The following is a 19,754-nucleotide window of genomic DNA, read 5'->3' on the forward strand; positions in this document are numbered from 1 at the left end:
ACAAATTATATCATGTTAAATCGATGTCGCCTCACACGGCCAGGGTGGGGATCGACGAAAAAAGCTGTTGGATGTTGTCGGTCGATGAGTACAGCGTTGTTACACCTTTTGAAAACGGACGAGAGCAATCGTCTTATGCGGTTTTTCCGCCACCGCCTTCGGGATCGTGAAGATGCCGCCGATGCCATGCAGGAAACGGCTTTGCGCGTTTTGCAGGTCTCTCAGACAACATCGATAGAAAATCCGCAGGCCTATCTCTTTCAGATCGCGAAATCGGTTGCGCGACTGACCATCATCAAACAGTCCCGCGAACGTCCGCTGCTGGTTTCGTTGGAAGACGAGCTCGGTGTGGCCTGCGACAGGCCGGATCAGGAACAGATCGTCAACGGGCGCCAGCATCTGGTAGCCATGACGCGCGAAATAGAGGCTTTGCCGAAGCGTTGCCAGCAGGTTTTTGTGCTCAGCCGCATTAACGGCCTGCCCAATGGCGAGATCGCGACGCGGCTCGGAATCTCTCGCAACATGGTTGAGAAGCACATCATAAAAGCCCTGCTCCACTGCCGTCAGGCACGGGCAAAAATAAACAGCCGGTAGAACGTCAGGCGCTCGCATGTTTTTCACTCAATATATAAGGATGCTAAACGTAACCTGATTGAGAATGGCGATCTCTATGCATGACCATTACAGCGACCCGAACGATGAGGGTCTTGCTGAACAGGCAGCACTTTGGGTGGCGCGGATGCAGTCGGCCGATGCATCGCCATCAGATCGCGAGGCGTTCGGGGTGTGGCTGGCGTCAGATCCATCCCATAGAGATGCCTATGAGGACATGGCGGCCCTGTGGGGCGATATGCGTGCGGTTACTCTTGCCTCGGCATCAGATCAAAAGGCACGCTCAGCCAAGAAAGTGCTGACCGCGCTCTGTCTCCTTTGTCTTCTCGGGGCAGCGGTCCTGCTGTCTCGCCAAACCGGGCTTATCGACCGACTTCAGGCCGATCACTATACCTCGGTTGGTGAAACCCGCATGATCATGCTGGAGGATGGCACCAGGGTCAGCCTCAACTCCGATACGGCGATCGAAACGCGCTATTCCGACCGCGAACGGCGCATCGTTCTGTTGCGGGGTGAAGCATTTTTCGACGTGGCCAAAAATCCGCAACGCCCCTTCATTGTCGATAACGATGGTTTGACGGCGCAGGCGGTGGGAACCCATTATGCGGTGCGCGCGGGAAATGGCTCTTTGCCGCAGGAGGTGCAGGTTGAAGAAGGCGAAGTCGAGGTTGAAACGATTTCCGGCCGTGCAAGACTGAGGGCCGGGGAGGCGGTAACGCTGGACAGCGATGGCGCCACCGTCCGTTCGCGGCAGGATATCAGCAACAACACGGCCTGGCGTGAGGGCAAACTTGTTTTTTCCGGCCAGTCGCTGCGACAGGTTCTTCAGGTCTTGGCGCAATATCGCCATGGCCGGATTGTCGTCCTTGACGACACGGCGGCGCGCTTGAGCGTCTCGGGCATTTTCGATCTTCATGACACCAATCAAGCGCTGCGTATCCTGGAAAGCAGTCTGCCCGTGACGGTGACGAAGCTGTCCGACATGATGGTCCTTGTCCGCTCCCGATAATTTTCTCTTGGAGCACGTCAGGAGGTCGGTGTCCTTTTCACTCTAGGTCAACAGAATGCATTGCGTGCTTGCGCAGTGCGTTGCTGTTCAGGCGTAAAGGGGCACTAGGATGATTTTAGCGAAGCGGGTACATACAAAACTGTGGCTGGCGACAACGGCGATGATGGGGCTATCGCTGGTAACCGTTGTGGGGGCCGCGCGTGCGCAGGCGCAGACCACCGCTGCCACGCCTGCTTCCGCCACGTTGTCGGTGCCTGCGGGTCCCCTGGAAAGCGCTATCCTCACGCTGGGTCGTCAAGCCAATTTGCGCATGCTCTACCCGTCGGCGATCACAAGAGGAAAAACCACGGCTGGTGTTCGTGGACCTCTGAGTGTCTCGGCGGCAGTCACACAGCTTCTGGCAGGCTCAGGCCTCAATTTCACCATTACAGGCTCCAACACGGTTCGAATTTTCGATCCTTCGACGGCAACGCCACAGGCGGCCGTCAGCAATGATGGCTCGACGGTTCTAGAAACAATCGTCGTTGAAGGCTCTGGCACGGGAGGCGTGGCCGGCATCATCGAAACGAATGGCTATCTCGCAAAATCCGGCCGCTCGGCAACGAAAACAGACACTCCGGTGGCGGAGACCGCACAGTCGGTATCGGTGGTGAGCCGGAAACAACTGGATGACCGGCAGCCGCAGAATCTGAAAGAAGCGATCGATTACACCCCGGGCGCCAGAAGCGGTGCCTATGGCACGGAGCCACGCTTCGACACGTTCAAGCTTCGCGGGATAGACCTGACATATTCCGGTGTCTTCCGCGATGGTCTGCGCCAGATCAGCAGTCCAAATGGGCTTTTCCGGTTGGAGCCTTACGGCTTGGAAGCGCTGACCATTCTACGTGGGCCGGCGGCCTCTGTCTACGGTGCCAGCAGTTCCGGCGGCATTGTCGACATGATTTCAAAGCGCCCGACGGAAGAACAGATCCGAGAAGTAGAGCTTCAATATGGCTCCTATGGGCGCGTTCAAGGCGCCTTCGATCTGTCCGGCCCCGTTACGGATGACGGCTCGGTCCTGTATCGTTTGACAGGTGTTGCGCGTGATGGTCGCAACGAGATCAAAGCGATCAAGGATGACCGCGTGATGATCGCTCCGGCGGTAACTTGGAAGCCGGACGAAGGCACCAAGTTCACGATCCTCGGTGAATATATGGATTCGACCACGGGCGGAACCTGGGGCTACGTCAACACCTTCGACAGCAATAATGTGTCCACGGGTGCGCAGCCCATCTACAGTGGCGACAGCCGTTTCAACGACTTTGAGCAAAAGCAGTGGCGGATCGGCTATGAGCTTGAACATGAGATCAACGATACTCTGACGCTGCATCACAAGCTGCGCTACTCCGATCTCTCGACCCGTCAGGAATACGTCGACAGCAACTTTCCAGGCATTGTCTATGAAGACAACAGAGGGTTGGCGACCGACACATATCTTGAGGCGGATTTCCAGACAGGAGCTGCCCAGCATAAACTGATCGGCGGCATTGATTACAGCTTCATGGAATATGAATCGCGGCAAGGCTCCGGGCCAAACCTGTTCACCCCAACCTTCACCTACATCCCTGCCGTCAACTACGTGGAGACGCAGAAGCAGAACTCGATTGGTCTTTACGTTCAGGATCAAATCGAACTTGATGCCTGGCGTATCGGACTTGGTCTGAGGCATGACTGGCACGATAGCGACTACACGAGTGCCGGCGCAGGGGGATCGCGAAAGGACAGCGTGACCACAGGACGGGCGTCGATCGGTTATGTGACGTCATGGAACGTCATGCCCTATATCAGTTATGGCACCTCATACCTCGCCAACACAGGCGTGGTCTTGACCGGTGCGACTAACCAGGCCAATCCGACCCGCGGCAAGCAGTACGAGATTGGCGTCAAATATGAGATACCGGACCAGAATATTCTTCTCTCTGCGGCCTATTTTGACATCAGGCAAAAGGATTCCTCTCTTTTTGATACCAACACGATGTCCCTGAGGCAACTTGACCTTCGTTCACGTGGCGTTGAGCTCGAAGTGACAGCATCCCTCGACAACGGTTTGAGCTTTACCGGTGGCTATTCCTACAACGACGCCGAAATCACTAGGCAGAGCCCTGCAACGGTTGGCAATCAGCTCAATTCCTCACCCTATCACATGTTTTCGCTCTGGGCAGATTACGAAGTCCAGAGTGGAGCACTCGAAGGTCTTGGCCTGGGCGCTGGCGTGCGATATGTCGGCTCGAGTTTCGGGGATGATGCCCATACAAAAGTCATAACCAATGAGGCCCGGACATTCGTTGACGCGGCGTTGCGTTATGATCTCGGCAAGCTCAATGACGCGATGGAAGGCGTGAAGCTGCAAGTTAATGCCAGCAACCTTCTCGATGAGGTCAAACAGGTTTGCACGACCGGTTACTGCCTCTACGATGAGGGCAGAAAATTTGTTGCCAGCGTCAAGTACAGCTTCTGATGATACGTCGCACGCCCATTGATACAAGGCCGTCCCCTTTTGCCGTCTTCGCGGCGGTCAGCGGTCTTTATGTCGGACAAAGCGTCATCGGCGGGCTGACATTTCTCGGTCTTCCGGCGGTTTTGAGAACCGCCGGGCTTCCGCTGGATCAGATCGGTCTTCTGTATCTGATCGTTTTGCCGTGGGCATTGAAGTTTCTCTGGGCACCCCTCATCGAGCGCTACCGGCTGCCGCGTGTGGGGAAAAACAGATCACGGCTCATCGTCGGCGCGGGGGTGGCGATCTGCGCATGCGGTCTGGTCGTCCTGGCATTTACCGGGCCATCCCCTGTCAGCACGGCCATCGCCATTCTGTTCGTTATTGCGGTGGTGACTGCGACCGTCGATATCGCCTGCGATGGATACGCTGTCGAAACACTGGCGGTCAAGCACCACGGATGGGCAAATGCCGCACAGGTCGGTGGCGCCTATCTTGGCTCTGCCATAGGAGCAGGCCTGTTCCTTGTTCTTGTCGATTGGTACGGATGGAAAAGCGCGACACTGGTCATGGCAGGCCTCGTGCTTGTGCTTGCCGTGCCGTTTGTCTTCGGACCCGCCGCGAAAGCCAAGGTCGAGACCCGCGACCAGAGACCATCCATCCTGCGCGCGCTGAAGCGTCCCCACATACAAATCGGTCTCATCATCGCCGCGATCTATGTTGCGGCTCAAAAATGGGGGCTGGCGATGCTGGGGCCCTTCCTGATCGATTACGGGTTCGATCTGGCAACATTGGGACTTTTCAACGGCGTCGGAAGCATGGTCGTCGGCTTCGGCGGCGCGCTTTTGGGCGGGTTTTTGGTGCGTCTTTATGGTTCGTCGCGGGTCCTTGTCTTATCGATCGTGGTCCAGGCGATTTTGCTCTGCGCCTTCGCTGCCTTCAGCCTTCACCGCGACATTGCCGACTGGGTCGTCATGACGATTGCGATCACCAGTTCATCCGGTGTCATGTCGATTGGGTTTGTCGCCCTTTATGCAAGTTTCATGGGCTGGTGCGATCCAAAACAGGCGGGTGTGGATTTCACCCTATTCCAATGTATGGATGGCATTGTCAGCATGGCCGGAGGCGTCGGTGCAGGCGCAATTGCTGAGCGTTTCGGCTACCACACATCTTTCCTGGTTGCTGCCGGCATATCTGCACTCGCTGCTCCCGCCATCCTGCTGCTTTCAAGGCGGAGTGCGGCTCTGGCAGCTGCATCCTGATTAACTTATAAATTGTATTTTTCGATATCTGTCGACCACTTAGAAATGGTGGCGATAAAATCAAATAGCTAGAGACGGCCATTGTCACCATCATCGCGGAACACGACCGCGGATGGGCGAGTTAATCTGCTCAAGATCACTGATATAACAGAATTTTTGGTAAAAATTCGGGGCCAAATTATGCCCTTACCATCCTATTTTTCATTCCGTACCTATCTATTTTTTACCCCCAAAAAATTAGCAAAATAATACTTGATTTATTTTGTCATATTTATAAAAACGAGCGCAACGTCGGAGGCGCCAATGGAAAATACAATTTATGATTTCACCGGTGTCGGGCTTGGCCCGTTCAATCTCGGTCTGGCTTGCCTTGCCAGCCCGGTCCCTGAATTACGGTCTGTCTTCCTCGACCGGAACCATGGATTCAACTGGCATCCGGGAATGCTCCTGGAGAATGCGACCTTGCAGACCCCGTTCATGGGCGATCTCGTCACCCTGGCGGATCCGACCAGCCCCTTCACTTTCCTTAATTATGCGAAGGAGCAAGGCAAGATTTACGCGTTCTACACGCGAGAAGACTTCTTCCTTCTGCGCAGCGAGTACAATCTTTACTGCCAGTGGGCGGCTGCCAAACTGGACAATCTGAAATTCGGTCACACGGTGAAGGATGTCAGATACGACAGGGGAGCCAGCCTCTACAAGCTGACAGTCGCGGATCGTCTCGGCGGGATCAAAAAGATAGAAACCCGTCGATTGGTCGTGGGAACGGGAACATCGCCATCGGTACCCGCCTGCTGCAAAAAGCTGGCGCAGCATATGACCCATTCGTCACAATATCTGGCGAACAAGAAGCAGCTTCAAGCCCGCAAATCGATTGTGATCGTCGGCAGTGGGCAGAGTGCAGCCGAAATTTATCACGACCTCTTATCTGATATCGATAACCACGATTACAGCATCGACTGGGTCACGCGGTCGCAACGGTTCTTTCCTCTGGACTTGACGAAGCTCAATCTGGAAATGACATCGCCTGATTACGCCCATTATTTCCATAATCTGCCGGACGACACCCGGGACCGGGTTCTGCAGGAGCAGTCAGCCCTTTTCAAGGGCATCAATGCCAGTCTGCTGAAGGACATTTACGACCTTCTCTATCGCAAAAGCCTGAAGGGACCTGTCGCGACCCATCTCATTCCCAACAGTGAGCTTGTGGATGTGCGCCACTCGCCCGGACGGCAGGAATTTTCGCTGGAGTTTCGGCAGCGGGAACAGGACATCACATTCACGCGACAGGCAGATGCCGTCATTCTGGCCACTGGCTACGACTACAAGGAGCCGGAGTTCCTGAGCGGTATCGCCGAGCGCTTGAAGCGTGACGGCAAAGGCAGGCTTGATGTTGGCGCCAATTATGCGGTGGACCATGCGGGAGGTGAAGTCTTCGTTCAAAACCTCGATATCCACACGCACGGATTTGTCGCACCCGACCTTGGCATGGCATGCTTGCGAAACGCCACGATTTTGCGTGAAATTGCAGGATACGAGGTCTACGCAATCGAACAGGAAACCGCGTTCCAGACCTTCGATGTCCGCGGTCTGAGCGAAGTCACGTCAGCCCGCGTGGTGGCATGATGCTGAGAACAGCTCTGCTGGCGATGACCGCCATCGCCGTTGTCAGTGACACGATGCTTCTGCCTTACTATCCGCAGCTGTTTGTCGCGCGGTTCGACATTTCATCACCGTTTACCGTCGGCGCCTATCTGGCGTCGATATCGCTCGCGGTCATGCTGGCGTTTCCGGCATGGGTTGCCATTGCCAGGCGACATGACACGATTGGTGTGCTGATCTGGACACAACTGGCTGCTGCCGGGTTCAGCCTCGCCTGCTACATGGCAACAGACATTGCCAGCTTCTGGGTCTCATCCCTCGTGATGGTGTGCTTCAAGGCGAGCTATCTGCTGATGTATCCCTACGTCATTGCCATGCAGCCCGTGGAAAAGCATGCGGCGACAATCGGTGCGCTGGCCGTTATCGTCCATTTCGGCGGCATTGTCGGTGCCGTATCCGGTGGCCATGTCGTGGGTTCCTGGGGCTATGCGTTGCCCTACGTCATCATGGGTCTGGGCGATATCATACAGGCCGGTATTTGTGCCATCCTGCTCAAGACAGCTTCCGTGGCAAGGGCCCGGCAATCCAGCGCCGAGGACACAAAAAGCATCGTTGCCGTGATGCCGGAAGACAAGAAGAGTTTTACGTCCCTCCTGATCGTGATGTTCTTCTTCTACTTCGGTTTTTACATGTCGATGCCGTTCATGACCGTGTGGTGGCAGTCGGTTGCTATCGGCGCCTCACCGGATCTGGCCGGCATCGTCTATGCCATACCGGGTTTCGTAGCCCTTGCCATATTGGCGCATGGGTTTTGGCGCGGTGGTGGCAGCCAGGTCTGGCGCCGAAACGAAATCGGCCTCGTCCTCACGGGCCTAGGTCTGGCGGTCCAAGCTGTTCCGGATCAGGCCTGCATCATCATAGGCCGCATCATTTACGGAATCGGGCTCTATCGCGTCACCATCGGTCTTGATGCGCTGTTTTTCGAACGGGCCCAAAAGGCTCACTATGCATCAGGCTTCAGCCTTCTCAACATTGCCCGCAACAGCGGCGTGATGCTCGCTGCCCTGGTGAGCGGCGTGCTGAGCCAGCGTTTCGGTGCAGGGCTCTCTTTTGCCGTTGCAGCCATCGTCGTGCTTGCCACGCTGTTTCTGTACCGCGTGACCTTGAGACCGAACCTCGGGTCAGCCGACCCCGGCCCACAACTTGCCTGACAAGGGGATGATCATGCTCAACACCAAACTCTCAACCGCAACAGAACGTCCGATAGTCTTTGCGCAAGACCATGCAAATGTCGGGGAACTGTCTCTATGCCCGCTTGAACCGCACGCCGACAGCGCAAAGCTGCATGACTGGTTCACACGAGACTATGCGCGTTTCTGGAACATGGGACATTATTCGCAAAACGAGATTGCGACCTTTTATGCACAGCTCAATGCCAGTGGTCATGCGGCAAGCTACATGGGCTTTTTCGAGGGCCATCCCGCCTTCATCGTCGAATCCTACGATCCCAAACATGATCAGGTGGGCAAGCATTACGAGGTAGAGGCGGGAGATTGGGGCATGCATTTTCTCGTCGCCCCCCCGCGCCGGACAATTTCCGGCTTTACGCTGGCCATCATCCGCACGGTCTTGAGCTTCCACTTCGACAATCCGCTCGTCAAACGCCTCGTGGTCGAGCCGGATGTTCGAAACGAAAAGGTTCATGAACTCAACCGCAAGGTCGGCTTCGTCAGCGCCCGTACCATTGAGCTGGAAGAAAAGACGGCGCTTTTGTCTTTCGTCACCCGAGACGCGTTTTATAAAACTCTTGAACAGGACATAAACGAATGAATATCTCCGCGTTCCCAACACCCTCCTTTTCGCCTGAAAAGGCATCCGCACATCTTGGCCCGCTGGTTTGGGAGGATGTCAACCGACACCTCGTGCACAAGGCGCTGGCAGAGTTTTCCCATGAACTGCTTCTCGCTCCGAAACGTCTTTCAAGCGAAGGCGATTGGGGACTTTATGAGGTGTGCTCGGAAGAGCAGAGTGCGACCGTCTATCGCTTCAAGGCAAGACGATTGGCGCTGGACCATTGGTCCATAGACCCTGAAACAATCGAAAAGACTGTCGCGGGCCATGACGCGCCGCTGGATGCACTTTCGCTCATCCTCGAATTTGCGCCTGTATTGGGAATCAAGGACGCCATGCTGCCCACCTATCTGGAAGAGGTGTCCACGACACTTTATGGCGCGTCATACAAACGCGAGGAGCGCCATATCTCATCCAAGCAGCTGGCTCTGGCTGATTATCAGACGATCGAGGCGGGCATGACGGAGGGGCATCCGACCTTCATAGCCAATAATGGGCGCATCGGTTTCGACGCCATCGACTACCGACTTTACACACCTGAAGCCGCGCACCCCGTCCAGATTGTCTGGCTGGCGGTCAGCAAGGAGCGGGCGACCTTCACCTCGATCACGGAACTCGACTATCACAGCCTGATTGCAGAGGAACTTGATGAAGCCAGTCTGGATGGCTTCGAGACACGCTTGACACGGCTTGGCTTGAACCCGGATGATTACTGGTTGATGCCGGCGCATCCCTGGCAATGGTTCAACAAGCTGGCGATAACCTTTGCCGCAGACGTAGCGCGCCGCTACATCGTGTGCCTTGGCTATGGAAACGACAGCTACACGGCGCAGCAATCGATCAGAACGTTTTTCAACGCGACCGACAATCGCAAGCACTATGTCAAAACCGGGATTTCCGTTCTGAATATGGGCTTCATGCGCGGCCTGTCACCCAAATATATGCTGGCGACACCCGCTATCAACGAATGGCTGGATGACCTCATATCGACCGACGCGTATCTGCGCCCGAACGGCTTCAGTATTTTGCGCGAAGTCGCCGCCATTGGCTACCGTTATCCCTACTACGATCAGGGACTGAAGCTCGATTCGCCCTATAAGAAAATGCTTTCGGCGCTCTGGCGCGAAAGTCCTCTGCCGCGCCTGCGCGCAAACGAGCGGATCATGACGATGGCAGCGCTGCTGCATAAGGATAAGGATGGCGTATCCCTGGTGGCGGAATTGATTGCCGCCTCAAAGCTGGATGCGCAAGACTGGATAGCGGCCTACCTGAAAGCCTATCTGGCGCCCCTTATCCATTGCTTCTATCGCTATGATCTGGCTTTTATGCCCCACGGCGAAAATCTCATTCTCGTGCTGGAAGACAATGTTCCGGTTCGCGCCATCATGAAGGATATCGGAGAGGAAATCGGTATTCTGAACGGCTCGATCGAGGTGCCAGAAGAGATATCGCGGATATCCTATACGCTGGACGAAAAGATGAAGCCGAACTGCATCTTCACCGATGTGTTCGATTGCTTCTTCCGGTACCTCTCTGCAACGCTGCATGAAACGGACACCCTGCATGAGGACCGCTTCTGGAGCCTGGTCGCGGAATGCTTCCGCACCTATCAGGCCGAACATCCTGAGCATGCGGACAAATACCAGCGCTACGACTTTTTCGCAGAGCGCTTTGTGCGCAATTGCCTGAACAGGCTGCAACTCAACAACAACCAGCAGATGCTGGATTTGCTGAATCCCGAGGACAGCCTTCAATATATCGGCGAACTGGAAAACCCGCTGGCCCGCTTCCGCTAGGCGTCATCAGAGTCGCTGGTAAAATGCGCGACGAGGGCTGCCGTGTTTTTTAGCCCGGCAGTCTTCATCAGTCTTGCGCGATGGGACTCGATGGTTCGCGGTGATAGACCAAGTTCGGCGGCAATGGCCGCGTTGGTTTTGCCTTGCGAAACCAGCGTCACGATTTGTCTCTGCCGGTCCGTCAGGCTCAGGCGTTGCTGAACAACGGGGCGGGTAATGGGTTGAAAACAATAAAGCGCCTGTGCAAAAGGGTCTGTCGCGTGGCGTGTCCTGCCATGGACCTGGCACCAGAACCGCCTGCCATCACTCGTCGTCATGATGCGTTCATCGTAATAGACCTTCCCGCCGGGAAGATGCGCTTTCCACATGCGTCCCGTCTGCACAAAGTCGGCATGTTTGGGGTAGAGACGGGCAAAGCTCTGGTCGACCAGCTCTGCGCGTTCATAGCCGAAAAGTCCGGCGAATTCCTCGTTGCAATCCCGGATGATCCGATGCGTGGCATACACCATCGGCACCGGTATCTCGCTCAAAAGAACACGCGTTTCGTCCTGATCGTCTTTCAACCTTTGCCCTCTTCCATGCCGTATAAATACGGCTAACCTGCCCCGATAATCAAGCATAGCTTTTAGGTCTCTGCCGCGCGGTTTTGCGGTGGAAAAGGAGGAGAGATGCGCAAGGTAAAAACGACGGCCGTGGACGCGCTTGCGGGTGCATTGCACGACGGTATGACGATCATGTCGGGTGGCTTTGGTCTCTGCGGCATTCCAAACAGCCTCATCGAGGCCATTCGCCTGTCCGGTGTCAAAGACCTCACTGTCATTTCCAACAATGCTGGCGTCGATGGGTTTGGCCTCGGCATCCTTTTGGAAACAAAACAGATCCGGAGGATGATTTCGTCCTATGTGGGTGAAAACAAGCTGTTTGCCGAGCAGTTTCTGTCTGGTGCTCTGGAGCTTGAGTTTAACCCCCAAGGGACTTTGGCGGAGCGCATCCGTGCGGGTGGCGCAGGCATCCCCGCCTTTTACACCAAGACAGGTGTTGGTACACTTATCGCGGAGGGAAAAGAGGTTCGTCGGTTTGGCGACAGCGATTATGTCATGGAAACCGGACTGGTTGCGGATCTGACGATTGTCCATGCCCATATCGGCGACACTGAAGGCAACCTCGTCTACCGAAAAACCGCGCGCAACTTCAACCCGGTCATGGCAACGGCTGCGAAACTGACAGTTGCCGAAGTCGAGCACCTCGTGACCGCGGGAGAGATCGATCCCGACCATGTCCATACGCCGGGCATTTTCGTTCAGCACGTGGTCCATGTTCCCGACCCTGAGAAACGGATCGAGCAGCGCACCGTTCGCAAGACGCAGCAGGAGAACGTCTAAGATGGCCTGGACCCGGGAACAAATGGCGGCCCGCGCCGCGACAGAACTACAGGATGGCTTCTACGTCAATCTGGGCATCGGCATCCCGACCCTCGTTGCGAATTACATTCCGCACGGCATAGAAGTGACGCTACAAAGTGAAAACGGAATGCTGGGCATGGGGCCTTTTCCATTCGAGGGAGAGGAAGACGCCGACCTGATCAATGCCGGAAAGCAGACGATCACGGAGCTTGCCAAAACCAGCTATTTTTCATCGGCCGACAGTTTTGCGATGGTTCGCGGCGGCCATATTGATCTTTCGATCCTTGGCGCCATGCAGGTTTCCGAGAGCGGCGATCTCGCCAACTGGATGATCCCCGGCAAAATGGTCAAGGGTATGGGCGGCGCAATGGATCTGGTGGCGGGCGTCAAGCGCGTCGTCGTGGTCATGGAACACGAGGCGAAGGGCGAGCCGAAATTCCTGAGGGAATGCAGTCTTCCGCTCACGGGCAGGCGCGTCACCGATCTTCTCATCACCGACCTGGGTGTCTTTACCCTTGCGCGTCAAGGACATCCCACGGCGACGTTGATCGAGTTGGCCGACGGCGTGTCTGTCGATGAGATACGCTCGAAAACGGATGCGGCGTTCGACATTGCCCTGGCTTGAGCATCAATCAAAGCCCTTTAATAAACGCCGTAATCTCTGACTCTGAAACAACGTCGGCATATTTGGCATTCATGTCGAACAGGTTGGCCTCGTGCGGCGCCGGGTGACGGTCACCACAGGCGTCGCGCACGACGGTGGTGATGAAGCCGTGCGACATGGCATCAACGCAGGATGCGCGGACGCAGCCACTGGTCGTCAGGCCGGTGAGGATAACATTGTCGATTCCCATCGCGGTCAACAGAGACGCAAGCGATGTGCCGAAAAATGCGCTGGGATATTGTTTGGTCACCACAAATTCATCCGGATAGGGAGCCAGCCCCTCGGGCCACGCCCCCATTGGATTACCTGCTGTGAAGCATGACAGTGGTTTGGCTTTTTGAAAAAACCGGCCACCGTCGAGCCCGCTTGGATGGAGTGTCACACCGGTCAAAATAACGGGAATACTCTTTTCCCGTGCCAGCGTGCGTATTCTCAGCGCGCTTGCGAGAGCGGCGTCAACGCCAGCAAACAGCGGACTGTCCGGTTCGAAATAGGCCTGAACAAAATCGACCAGCACCAAAGCAGGCTTTTTGCCGAAGCCGATGCGATTGTTATAGGCGCTGGCGTAGTTCGCCATCAGTTCGGTGTCTGTCACGGACTATCATTCCCTCGTTTCATGTTTGTCCTTCAGCCATGATCATGAAAGCAGGCCGGGCGGGCTCAACTGATGATGGGAGGTGCTTGCTTGAAAAGCCGCACCTGCACGCAGGCACAGCGCATCGGCATTGGGTCGCCCCACGATCTGGATTCCGGTCGGCAAGCCGGTGTGACCAAGGCCCGCTGGCAGCATCAGAGCAGGCAGTCCCGTCACATCAAAAATCATGGTGTTGCGGGAGATCAGCGACTGAAAGGATTGAGCCTCGCCGTTGACATCGACGGTCAGGCTATCGAGCCGACCGGCTTCGCCACCAACACCGGGTGTCATGACGAGATCGACATCGGCCATGGCGCTGAGAAAACCCATCTGCGCCTCTGCCCGCACCTGAAGCGCCCGCGCATAGTCAACCGCAGAAAATGCAAGCCCATTCGTCAGCCGGTGCAATAGCCCGGGATCGAAGAGTTCCGCGCGGTCGAGCCTTTGCGAATGCAGGGTGGCCAATTCGCATTGAAGAATGATCCAACCGGCTTCATGCCAGGGCGCTAGATCGATCCTTGGCAAAGGCACGAGACTGCAGCCAAGGGCTTCCAGCGTTTTCAGCGCCAGTTCCCAATTGACCAGAACCGCGTCATCGACCAGCTCTGTAAACCAGTTTGCGGGCACGCCGATCCGTAGTCCCTTGACCGCATGATCGGCCAGAACATCCCCACAGTGCGCATTGAGATCCGCTTCGGATTGCGCCGTCATGAAAGGCAGGACACGGGCAATATCCCTGGCAGAACGCGCCATTGGGCCGATATGATCGAGCGTCCACGATAGGGGGGCGACGCCTGCGCGAGACACGCGCTCCCGACTGGGTTTCAGCCCGGTCGTGCCGCACCAGCAGGAGGGAACGCGGATGGAGCCGCCGGTGTCCGTCCCCAGCGCCAACGGCATGAGCCGGGCGGCAAGCCCGGCACCGGACCCGGTGGACGAGCCCCCGGTCCAGCGGGTTTTATCCCACGGGTTGGTCACCGTGCCAAAACGCGGATTGTGCGGTGAACCGGTTGCAAATTCGGTGGTGGCCGTCATGGCAAAGGGTATGGCGCCAGCTGCGCGCAATCGCGCTACGACGGCGGCATCATCAGGTGCAATGCGCTTGCCTGTAAAATGTGAGCCGGAGGTGACGCTTGCACCGGCGACGTCGATAATATCCTTCACGCCGAAGGGTATACCCTCCAGCGGCCTCGCCGTGCCGTTGCGCCAGCGTGTTTCGCTGTCTCGAGCCGCAGCCTCAAAGCCCGGTACAAAACGCAACACGGCCTCAGCACCAGCCGTGCTGGACCGGATCGCATCGTTCAGTTCATCCAGAACGCCGGTGGGTGAGATGCGATTTTCCGCAAACGCCGAAAGGAGTTCTTCGACGCCAGCCGTGCGCCATGGCAGATCGGCAGATAAGGACGGGACCGGCGCGGCGGCCAGTCCATTGTCCGGCGCTGGCGCCAAACGATAGGTTCGATCTGCCAGGCCGGGGTCGATAAGCTCGAGAGGATCGAACGCATGACCGATCTTGATCGCCGGGTCGGCGACCACCATTGCGGGAGGCGTCCGGTTCATTTTATTCGGCTGCGATCTGCGTTGCATTTCGCGATGCCATCAGGGGCTGGATGCGCTCTCCAAACTTGTCAAGGCCAACCAGAAAGTCATCGAATGTCAGCATGATGCCCTTTGTGCCGGGAACATTACCCGCTTCGTCCAGCATGCGCGCGACATTGGCGTAGGAGCCGACCAATGTCCCCATGTTGAAATTGACGGCACCTTCGGGCAGGTTGATGTGCTTGGCCGTCGAATTGGCGTCGGCGGTCGCGTCTTTGCTGCCCTGATCGGCCATCCATGCCAAGGCATCGACATCGGCACCCTCGCGGTAGCTTTCCCACTTTGCCTTGGCGAGTTCGTCCGTCTCTTCGGCAATCAGCATGAACAGCACGTAAGCGCCGACATCGCGACCGGTCTTTGCTGCGGCCTCGAGAAGTTTGGTGTTGTTGGGCGCGTAGGCTGTCGGCGTGTTGATACCGGCCCCCATGACGAAGTTGTAGTCGGCATATTGCGCGGCAAATTCCATTCCCCGCGGGCTTTGCCCGGCGGCAACGATCTCGATCTTGTTTTGCGGCGTAGGCTTCATCATGCAGTCCTTCATGGTGAAGTGCGTGCCTTCGAAACTGCATTCGCCGTTGGCCCAGAGCTCTTTCATGATATGCACATATTCGGTCGAATAGTCATATCGGTAACCGAAATAGTCGTTGCCGGGCCACATACCCATCTGGTCATATTCAGCCATCTGCCAGCCGGAGACGATGTTCACGCCAAAGCGGCCAGGCGCGACACTGTCGATGGTCGTGGCCATGCGTGCAACGATGGCAGGCGGCAATGTGAGAACCGCAGTCGATGCGAAGAGTTTGATCCGCTCGGTCACCGCTGCCAGACTGGCCATCAGCGTGAAGCTTTCCAGATTGTAGTCCCAGAACTCCGCCTTGCCACCGAAGCCGCGCAGCTTGATCATCGACAGGGCAAATTCCAGCCCATATTTTTCGGCTTTCTGAACGATCTGTTTGTTGAGCTCGAAGCTGGGCATGTATTGCGGCGACGTGGTGGAGATAAGCCAGCCATTGTTTCCGATGGGAATGAAAACACCGATATCCATGTGGTTCCCCTTTTTACCTGGTGGAAATTTGGAGCAGTATGTACGAACTAATGCAAAAATATTTGGGGCTGTAAAGCCAAAAATGACGTAAGTTTAGGCTTGCCTATTTATTGATCATTTGGTGTTTTTGGGCGCAGACACGCTCTGCTGCCAAAATCGTCAAACAGCAGGCAGGAGGGCAGATCGCCAATCAATTCAGCAAATATGGGCTGTCTAATGCACCATCGGCGCGGGCTTCAGCTTTCGGCGCGAAGCGTCGTGGTAAAGGTGAAGCGCTCGGCAGGCAAAACCTGAAACGCATATTCCAGCAGTCGCCGACCAGACCCGTAATAGCGTCGTGTCACAACGAGTGCGAGATCTCCAGCCTTCACGCCAAGCTTGCCGGCGGTCACCTCATCCAGTGCAAGAGGCTTGATATCCTGTTGGATTTCCTGGATTTTTTCACCGGTAAACTGCTCTATGTAATGGAAGATGGCGCTGCGGGCGACAGTGATGTCTTTGACCGCAGCCGACAGTTTGGCGTCGACGTAGACTTCGTTCCAGGAAAAGGCTCTGTTGCCGCCGCCCGAGTACCGGATACCCGCCATATGGTAGAATTTGCGGCCCGGACGGCAGCCCAGCTCGACGGCCAGTTTGCCCTGCGCGGAAATTTCCTCTTTCGTGTCGATCACGAATTCCGTCTCGGCAGCAATCTCGAACAGCTCGGAGCGCGAATGGGCAATGAAACGTTTGTTTTCCGGATCAAACCCGGCCTCGACGCGGGTTCCCACGCCTTTGCGCGCCGAAAGGCGGCCTTTTGTCCGCAATGTGCCAATCGCCTGACGGACAGTCTGGCGGCTCACGCCAAGACTGATCGCAATTTCGTTTTCGGTGGGAAGCAGGGAGCCGACGGGATAGTCGCCCTTGTTGATGCGGCTCTCGAGATGATGTGCGACCTGTAAGTAGAGAGGCGCGGTATCGATTTCCGGCTTCCAGTCAGTGCCTTTATGATCCAAGCCCGTCTCATCCCATCTCAGCGCGTGTGGCCGCATTCTTGTAGCAAGATGTTCAATCCTCTTTGCCATCCAAACGCAAACAAAATTCAGTTGGCGGTCTACCTGGCACGGGGATGCTTGCGAGGTGGCGTCAAATCAATTAGTACGTACATATACCGGATGTACATTTCCCAGGATATTGATACGCATGTCGGATTTAGTCGCCGAACAGGTCCCGCCAACGCACCCTGCATCTTCGCTCGCGCAGACATTGATTGCAGCCACGCTCATCCAGATTGTTGCCACGGCCAGCGTGCTCGCCTTGACGGCGATTGCGCCAACCGTGGCGGCGGACCTCGATATTGGCGCTTACTGGATCGGTTACCAGATCAGCCTCATCTACGCGTCCGGCATGTTCTCTTCGGCTGTTGCGGGAACGCTTGTACAGCGCTTCGGTCCTGTCAAGATCGAGCAGATCGCGCTTACTTGCTTCGTCATCGGCTTTGCCGGGATAGCGACTGCGAATATCCTGTTGATCATATTGGCATCTCTGTTGATCGGGATTGGCTATGGCCTAAACAACCCGGCTTCGTCTGAGATGCTCAGCCGCGTCACACCGCAAAACAGGCGCAATATCGTCTTTTCCCTGAAGCAGTCAGGCGTGCCGCTGGGCGGTATCCTTGCCAGCTTCGCCTTTCCGTTTCTGTCGCGCTATGTCGATTGGCATGTGGCTCTGTTGATTGGCGCTGTCGCTCCGCTTCTCACGATGGGTTTGCTGGCGATGACCCATGCGGCGGAACCCAAGATGCAGAAGAAAGTGCCGTCCCTGTTGCGAGGGCTGATCGATGAGCAATCGACGATCTGGCGCAATCCGCGTCTACGTGCGCTGAGTTGTCTCGGATTTGCCTACTCGGCCATGCAACTTTCCGTGTCCGCCTTCGCGGTCGTCACACTGGTGCATGATGCGGGGTGGTCGCTTCTGGCGGCTGGTTCTGTCGCTGCCGCGATGCAGTTTGCCGGGGCCTTCGGACGTATTTTCTGGGGTGTCGTCGCCGATCGCATTGGCGGTGGATATATCACGCTCTCCCTGCTCGGCTTGCTGGGTGGGGTCGGTTATGTTCTGCTGTACTGGTTGCCGGAGCTGCCGGTCATGGCGCAGGTGGCGCTGTTCGTTGCGATGGGTGCGGTAACGATCGGCTGGAATGGCGTGCTTCTGGCCGAGGTTGCGCACAACGCGCCGGAGGGCAGGGTTGGTGCCATCACCGGCGGCGTCCTGGTCTATACATTCATCGGCGTCATCGTTGGACCGTCCTCGTTCGCTAGCGTCTATGCGATCAGCGGACATTACGGGACGAGCTTTCTGATCTTCTCGCTGTTTGGTTTTGCGGGAATGATTATCGCATGGCATGCGAACGCAACTCGCCACTAATCAACCTCCATATGTGCAGACATAAGAACCGTCGTCCCGGCGGTCGGGCATCTTTATGCGCTCATCGCAAAGGGATTCCGGCGTCGGAATGATCACAATTGAAGCGATGTATTGTCGGGCTTTTCGGCATTCGCCGCTTTTGTGTGCAGTGCAAAAAAATAGGCAAAAAGCGATTGACGGCAGTTTGAATATGTACGTACATTACCCGTAAAGCCGCTCATTAGCGGCCTTGAAAACACCGGGATGGACCGGGATCAAAGAGGGGAATGTTGTTCATGCGCCTGCTTGCCGTCAGTTCAGTGTTGGCTGTTTCCGCTCTCGCGGCCATGTCGTGCCCAGCCTCCGCAGACCCCATGGCGGATGCCAAAGCCATCGTCGAGCAACACCGCGCCATGCCGGTTTTCACGCCTCCGGGCGAAGCCTTCGATGCCAAGTCCTGCATGGCGGGCAAGAAGGTTCTCTCCATTCCCATTTCCATGACGATTCCGTTTAATGTCGAGCTACAAAAAGCGATGTCTGAGGCGGCCAAGGAAGTCGGCTTCACCTATACGACGTGGGATAACCAACTGAAAATAGACCAGTGGGTTCAAGGTGTTTCCCAGGCCATCAGCCAGAAATATGACGCTCTTGATCTGGCTGGTGGTCTGAACCCCGAAGTGCTTGGGCCCCAACTGGGCGAGGCCCGCGCTGCCGGTTTGAAAATCTCCACCACCCATTTTTATGACGTGACCCAAAAGGCGGTCCCGAGCGTCGACTATTCCGGCAAGGTTGATTTCACCGGCGCCGGAAAGCTGCTGGCAGCCTGGGCCTATGCCCAGACGGAAGGCAAGCCCAATGTGCTGGTCATCGGCTCATCCGATGTCCTGCCCTCCATCCCGTTCGTCCAGGCCATCAAGGATCAACTGGCGGCGCTTTGCCCGGATTGCAAGGTAAAACATCTCGACGTTCCCGTCTCCGAATGGGCGACGAAGATACAATCGGGCACCCAGTCCGCTTTGCTGGCTGATCCGTCGATCAACTATATTCTGCCGATCTACGACTCCATGTCGCAGTTCGTTATCCCCGCCATGCGCATCACCGGTGCGGAGGGCAGCGTCAAGCTTGCCAGTTTCAACGGAACTCCTTTCGTGCTGGATATGGTCCGGGCAGGTCAGGTGGAGATGGATGTCGGCGAAAGCCTCGGCTGGGCAGGTTATGCGGCCATCGACAACATCATGCGCATGCTGTGCGGCAAGCCTGAGGTGGCGAAGCTGAATGTCCCCTTGCTGGTGTTTGACGAAAGCAATATCGCGACCGCAGGGACGCCCGCCAACTTCAACGATGGCTACGGCGATGCCCATCTGGACGGGTTCCGCAAGCTCTGGAAACTGAAGTAATCAGCCGTTGAAGCGGGAGCAGCAT

Annotated in this window: 17 protein-coding genes; 12 read left to right on the forward strand and 5 right to left on the reverse strand. The window is 56.4% G+C overall.

Going from position 1 to position 19,754, the window contains the following annotated elements:
• The first annotated feature begins 84 nt into the window (after nucleotides 1-84).
• The 8 genes from EKM04_RS00215 to EKM04_RS00250 all read left to right on the forward strand — a co-directional run bounded on the left by EKM04_RS00215 (nucleotide 85) and on the right by EKM04_RS00250 (nucleotide 10,605).
• On the forward strand, nucleotides 85-594 hold the full coding sequence (locus EKM04_RS00215) for an RNA polymerase sigma factor (protein WP_183894538.1): 510 nt from the start codon (nucleotides 85-87) through the stop codon (nucleotides 592-594).
• 76 nt (nucleotides 595-670) lie between these two features.
• Nucleotides 671-1,621 (forward strand): FecR family protein, encoded by a 951-nt coding sequence (locus EKM04_RS00220; protein WP_234910893.1) that lies wholly within the window; start codon nucleotides 671-673, stop codon nucleotides 1,619-1,621.
• 109 nt (nucleotides 1,622-1,730) lie between these two features.
• The gene (locus tag EKM04_RS00225) at nucleotides 1,731-4,118 is read left to right on the forward strand and encodes a TonB-dependent siderophore receptor (protein WP_183894541.1); all 2,388 of its coding nucleotides are present in this window, start codon (nucleotides 1,731-1,733) and stop codon (nucleotides 4,116-4,118) included.
• Nucleotides 4,118-5,356 (forward strand): MFS transporter, encoded by a 1,239-nt coding sequence (locus EKM04_RS00230; protein WP_183894543.1) that lies wholly within the window; start codon nucleotides 4,118-4,120, stop codon nucleotides 5,354-5,356. The genes EKM04_RS00225 and EKM04_RS00230 overlap by 1 nt, the downstream gene beginning before the upstream one ends.
• 303 nt (nucleotides 5,357-5,659) lie before the next feature.
• On the forward strand, nucleotides 5,660-6,982 hold the full coding sequence (locus EKM04_RS00235) for a lysine N(6)-hydroxylase/L-ornithine N(5)-oxygenase family protein (protein WP_183894545.1): 1,323 nt from the start codon (nucleotides 5,660-5,662) through the stop codon (nucleotides 6,980-6,982).
• Nucleotides 6,982-8,169: an MFS transporter gene (locus tag EKM04_RS00240; protein ID WP_183894547.1), complete on the forward strand. Its 1,188-nt coding sequence runs from the start codon at nucleotides 6,982-6,984 to the stop codon at nucleotides 8,167-8,169. The genes EKM04_RS00235 and EKM04_RS00240 overlap by 1 nt, the downstream gene beginning before the upstream one ends.
• Before the next feature lie 13 nt (nucleotides 8,170-8,182).
• Nucleotides 8,183-8,788 carry a GNAT family N-acetyltransferase gene (locus EKM04_RS00245; protein ID WP_183894549.1) on the forward strand — a complete coding sequence of 202 codons (606 nt, stop codon included), beginning with the start codon at nucleotides 8,183-8,185 and terminating at the stop codon, nucleotides 8,786-8,788.
• Nucleotides 8,785-10,605, forward strand: a complete 1,821-nt coding sequence (locus tag EKM04_RS00250; protein WP_183894551.1) for an IucA/IucC family protein — start codon at nucleotides 8,785-8,787, stop codon at nucleotides 10,603-10,605. Before EKM04_RS00245 ends, EKM04_RS00250 begins: the two co-directional genes overlap by 4 nt.
• On the opposite strand, the gene EKM04_RS00255 is transcribed toward EKM04_RS00250, so the two are convergent.
• Complete coding sequence (locus tag EKM04_RS00255) at nucleotides 10,602-11,168, reverse strand: LuxR C-terminal-related transcriptional regulator (RefSeq protein WP_268842295.1); 567 nt, start codon at nucleotides 11,166-11,168, stop codon at nucleotides 10,602-10,604. The genes EKM04_RS00250 and EKM04_RS00255 overlap by 4 nt on opposite strands.
• A gap of 105 nt (nucleotides 11,169-11,273) precedes the next feature.
• On the opposite strand from EKM04_RS00255, the gene EKM04_RS00260 reads away from it, so the two are divergent.
• Nucleotides 11,274-11,987 (forward strand): CoA transferase subunit A, encoded by a 714-nt coding sequence (locus EKM04_RS00260; RefSeq protein ID WP_183894555.1) that lies wholly within the window; start codon nucleotides 11,274-11,276, stop codon nucleotides 11,985-11,987.
• Between the two features lies 1 nt (nucleotide 11,988).
• Nucleotides 11,989-12,633: a 3-oxoacid CoA-transferase subunit B gene (locus EKM04_RS00265; RefSeq protein ID WP_183894557.1), complete on the forward strand. Its 645-nt coding sequence runs from the start codon at nucleotides 11,989-11,991 to the stop codon at nucleotides 12,631-12,633.
• Nucleotides 12,634-12,640: 7 nt separating this feature from the next.
• On the opposite strand, the gene EKM04_RS00270 is transcribed toward EKM04_RS00265, so the two are convergent.
• From EKM04_RS00270 to EKM04_RS00285, 4 genes are all read right to left on the reverse strand, one after another.
• Nucleotides 12,641-13,249: an isochorismatase family protein gene (locus EKM04_RS00270; RefSeq protein WP_183895069.1), complete on the reverse strand. Its 609-nt coding sequence runs from the start codon at nucleotides 13,247-13,249 to the stop codon at nucleotides 12,641-12,643.
• Between the two features lie 60 nt (nucleotides 13,250-13,309).
• On the reverse strand, nucleotides 13,310-14,866 hold the full coding sequence (locus EKM04_RS00275; protein WP_183894559.1) for an amidase: 1,557 nt from the start codon (nucleotides 14,864-14,866) through the stop codon (nucleotides 13,310-13,312).
• A gap of 1 nt (nucleotide 14,867) precedes the next feature.
• A complete protein-coding gene (gene rutA, locus EKM04_RS00280; RefSeq protein ID WP_183894561.1) occupies nucleotides 14,868-15,950 on the reverse strand; it encodes a pyrimidine utilization protein A in 1,083 nt (360 codons plus the stop codon).
• A gap of 236 nt (nucleotides 15,951-16,186) precedes the next feature.
• Nucleotides 16,187-16,945 carry a GntR family transcriptional regulator gene (locus EKM04_RS00285; protein WP_183894563.1) on the reverse strand — a complete coding sequence of 253 codons (759 nt, stop codon included), beginning with the start codon at nucleotides 16,943-16,945 and terminating at the stop codon, nucleotides 16,187-16,189.
• A 187-nt stretch (nucleotides 16,946-17,132) separates the two neighbouring features.
• Here EKM04_RS00285 and EKM04_RS00290 point away from each other — a divergent pair, with 187 nt between their 5' ends.
• Both EKM04_RS00290 and EKM04_RS00295 read left to right on the forward strand, forming a co-directional pair.
• On the forward strand, nucleotides 17,133-18,353 hold the full coding sequence (locus EKM04_RS00290) for an MFS transporter (RefSeq protein ID WP_174155986.1): 1,221 nt from the start codon (nucleotides 17,133-17,135) through the stop codon (nucleotides 18,351-18,353).
• A gap of 275 nt (nucleotides 18,354-18,628) precedes the next feature.
• Nucleotides 18,629-19,729: a sugar ABC transporter substrate-binding protein gene (locus EKM04_RS00295; protein WP_183894565.1), complete on the forward strand. Its 1,101-nt coding sequence runs from the start codon at nucleotides 18,629-18,631 to the stop codon at nucleotides 19,727-19,729.
• Nucleotides 19,730-19,754 lie beyond the last annotated feature (25 nt).

This window comes from Rhizobium skierniewicense Ch11 (assembly GCF_023757665.1).
GTDB classification, from domain to species: domain Bacteria; phylum Pseudomonadota; class Alphaproteobacteria; order Rhizobiales; family Rhizobiaceae; genus Agrobacterium; species Agrobacterium skierniewicense.

Excerpts from the sequence above, each read along its gene's own strand:
- EKM04_RS00270 (WP_183895069.1), bottom strand. The coding sequence starts at position 13,249 with ATGGCGAACTACGCCAGCGCCTATAACAATCGCATCGGCTTCGGCAAA.
- EKM04_RS00275 (WP_183894559.1), bottom strand. The coding sequence starts at position 14,866 with ATGAACCGGACGCCTCCCGCAATGGTGGTCGCCGACCCGGCGATCAAG.
- EKM04_RS00295 (WP_183894565.1), top strand. The coding sequence starts at position 18,629 with ATGCGCCTGCTTGCCGTCAGTTCAGTGTTGGCTGTTTCCGCTCTCGCG.
- EKM04_RS00290 (WP_174155986.1), top strand. The coding sequence starts at position 17,133 with ATGTCGGATTTAGTCGCCGAACAGGTCCCGCCAACGCACCCTGCATCT.
- EKM04_RS00265 (WP_183894557.1), top strand. The coding sequence starts at position 11,989 with ATGGCCTGGACCCGGGAACAAATGGCGGCCCGCGCCGCGACAGAACTA.
- EKM04_RS00215 (WP_183894538.1), top strand. The coding sequence starts at position 85 with ATGAGTACAGCGTTGTTACACCTTTTGAAAACGGACGAGAGCAATCGT.
- EKM04_RS00235 (WP_183894545.1), top strand. The coding sequence starts at position 5,660 with ATGGAAAATACAATTTATGATTTCACCGGTGTCGGGCTTGGCCCGTTC.
- EKM04_RS00230 (WP_183894543.1), top strand. The coding sequence starts at position 4,118 with ATGATACGTCGCACGCCCATTGATACAAGGCCGTCCCCTTTTGCCGTC.
- EKM04_RS00250 (WP_183894551.1), top strand. The coding sequence starts at position 8,785 with ATGAATATCTCCGCGTTCCCAACACCCTCCTTTTCGCCTGAAAAGGCA.
- EKM04_RS00245 (WP_183894549.1), top strand. The coding sequence starts at position 8,183 with ATGCTCAACACCAAACTCTCAACCGCAACAGAACGTCCGATAGTCTTT.
- rutA (WP_183894561.1), bottom strand. The coding sequence starts at position 15,950 with ATGGATATCGGTGTTTTCATTCCCATCGGAAACAATGGCTGGCTTATC.
- EKM04_RS00260 (WP_183894555.1), top strand. The coding sequence starts at position 11,274 with ATGCGCAAGGTAAAAACGACGGCCGTGGACGCGCTTGCGGGTGCATTG.
- EKM04_RS00225 (WP_183894541.1), top strand. The coding sequence starts at position 1,731 with ATGATTTTAGCGAAGCGGGTACATACAAAACTGTGGCTGGCGACAACG.
- EKM04_RS00220 (WP_234910893.1), top strand. The coding sequence starts at position 671 with ATGCATGACCATTACAGCGACCCGAACGATGAGGGTCTTGCTGAACAG.
- EKM04_RS00240 (WP_183894547.1), top strand. The coding sequence starts at position 6,982 with ATGCTGAGAACAGCTCTGCTGGCGATGACCGCCATCGCCGTTGTCAGT.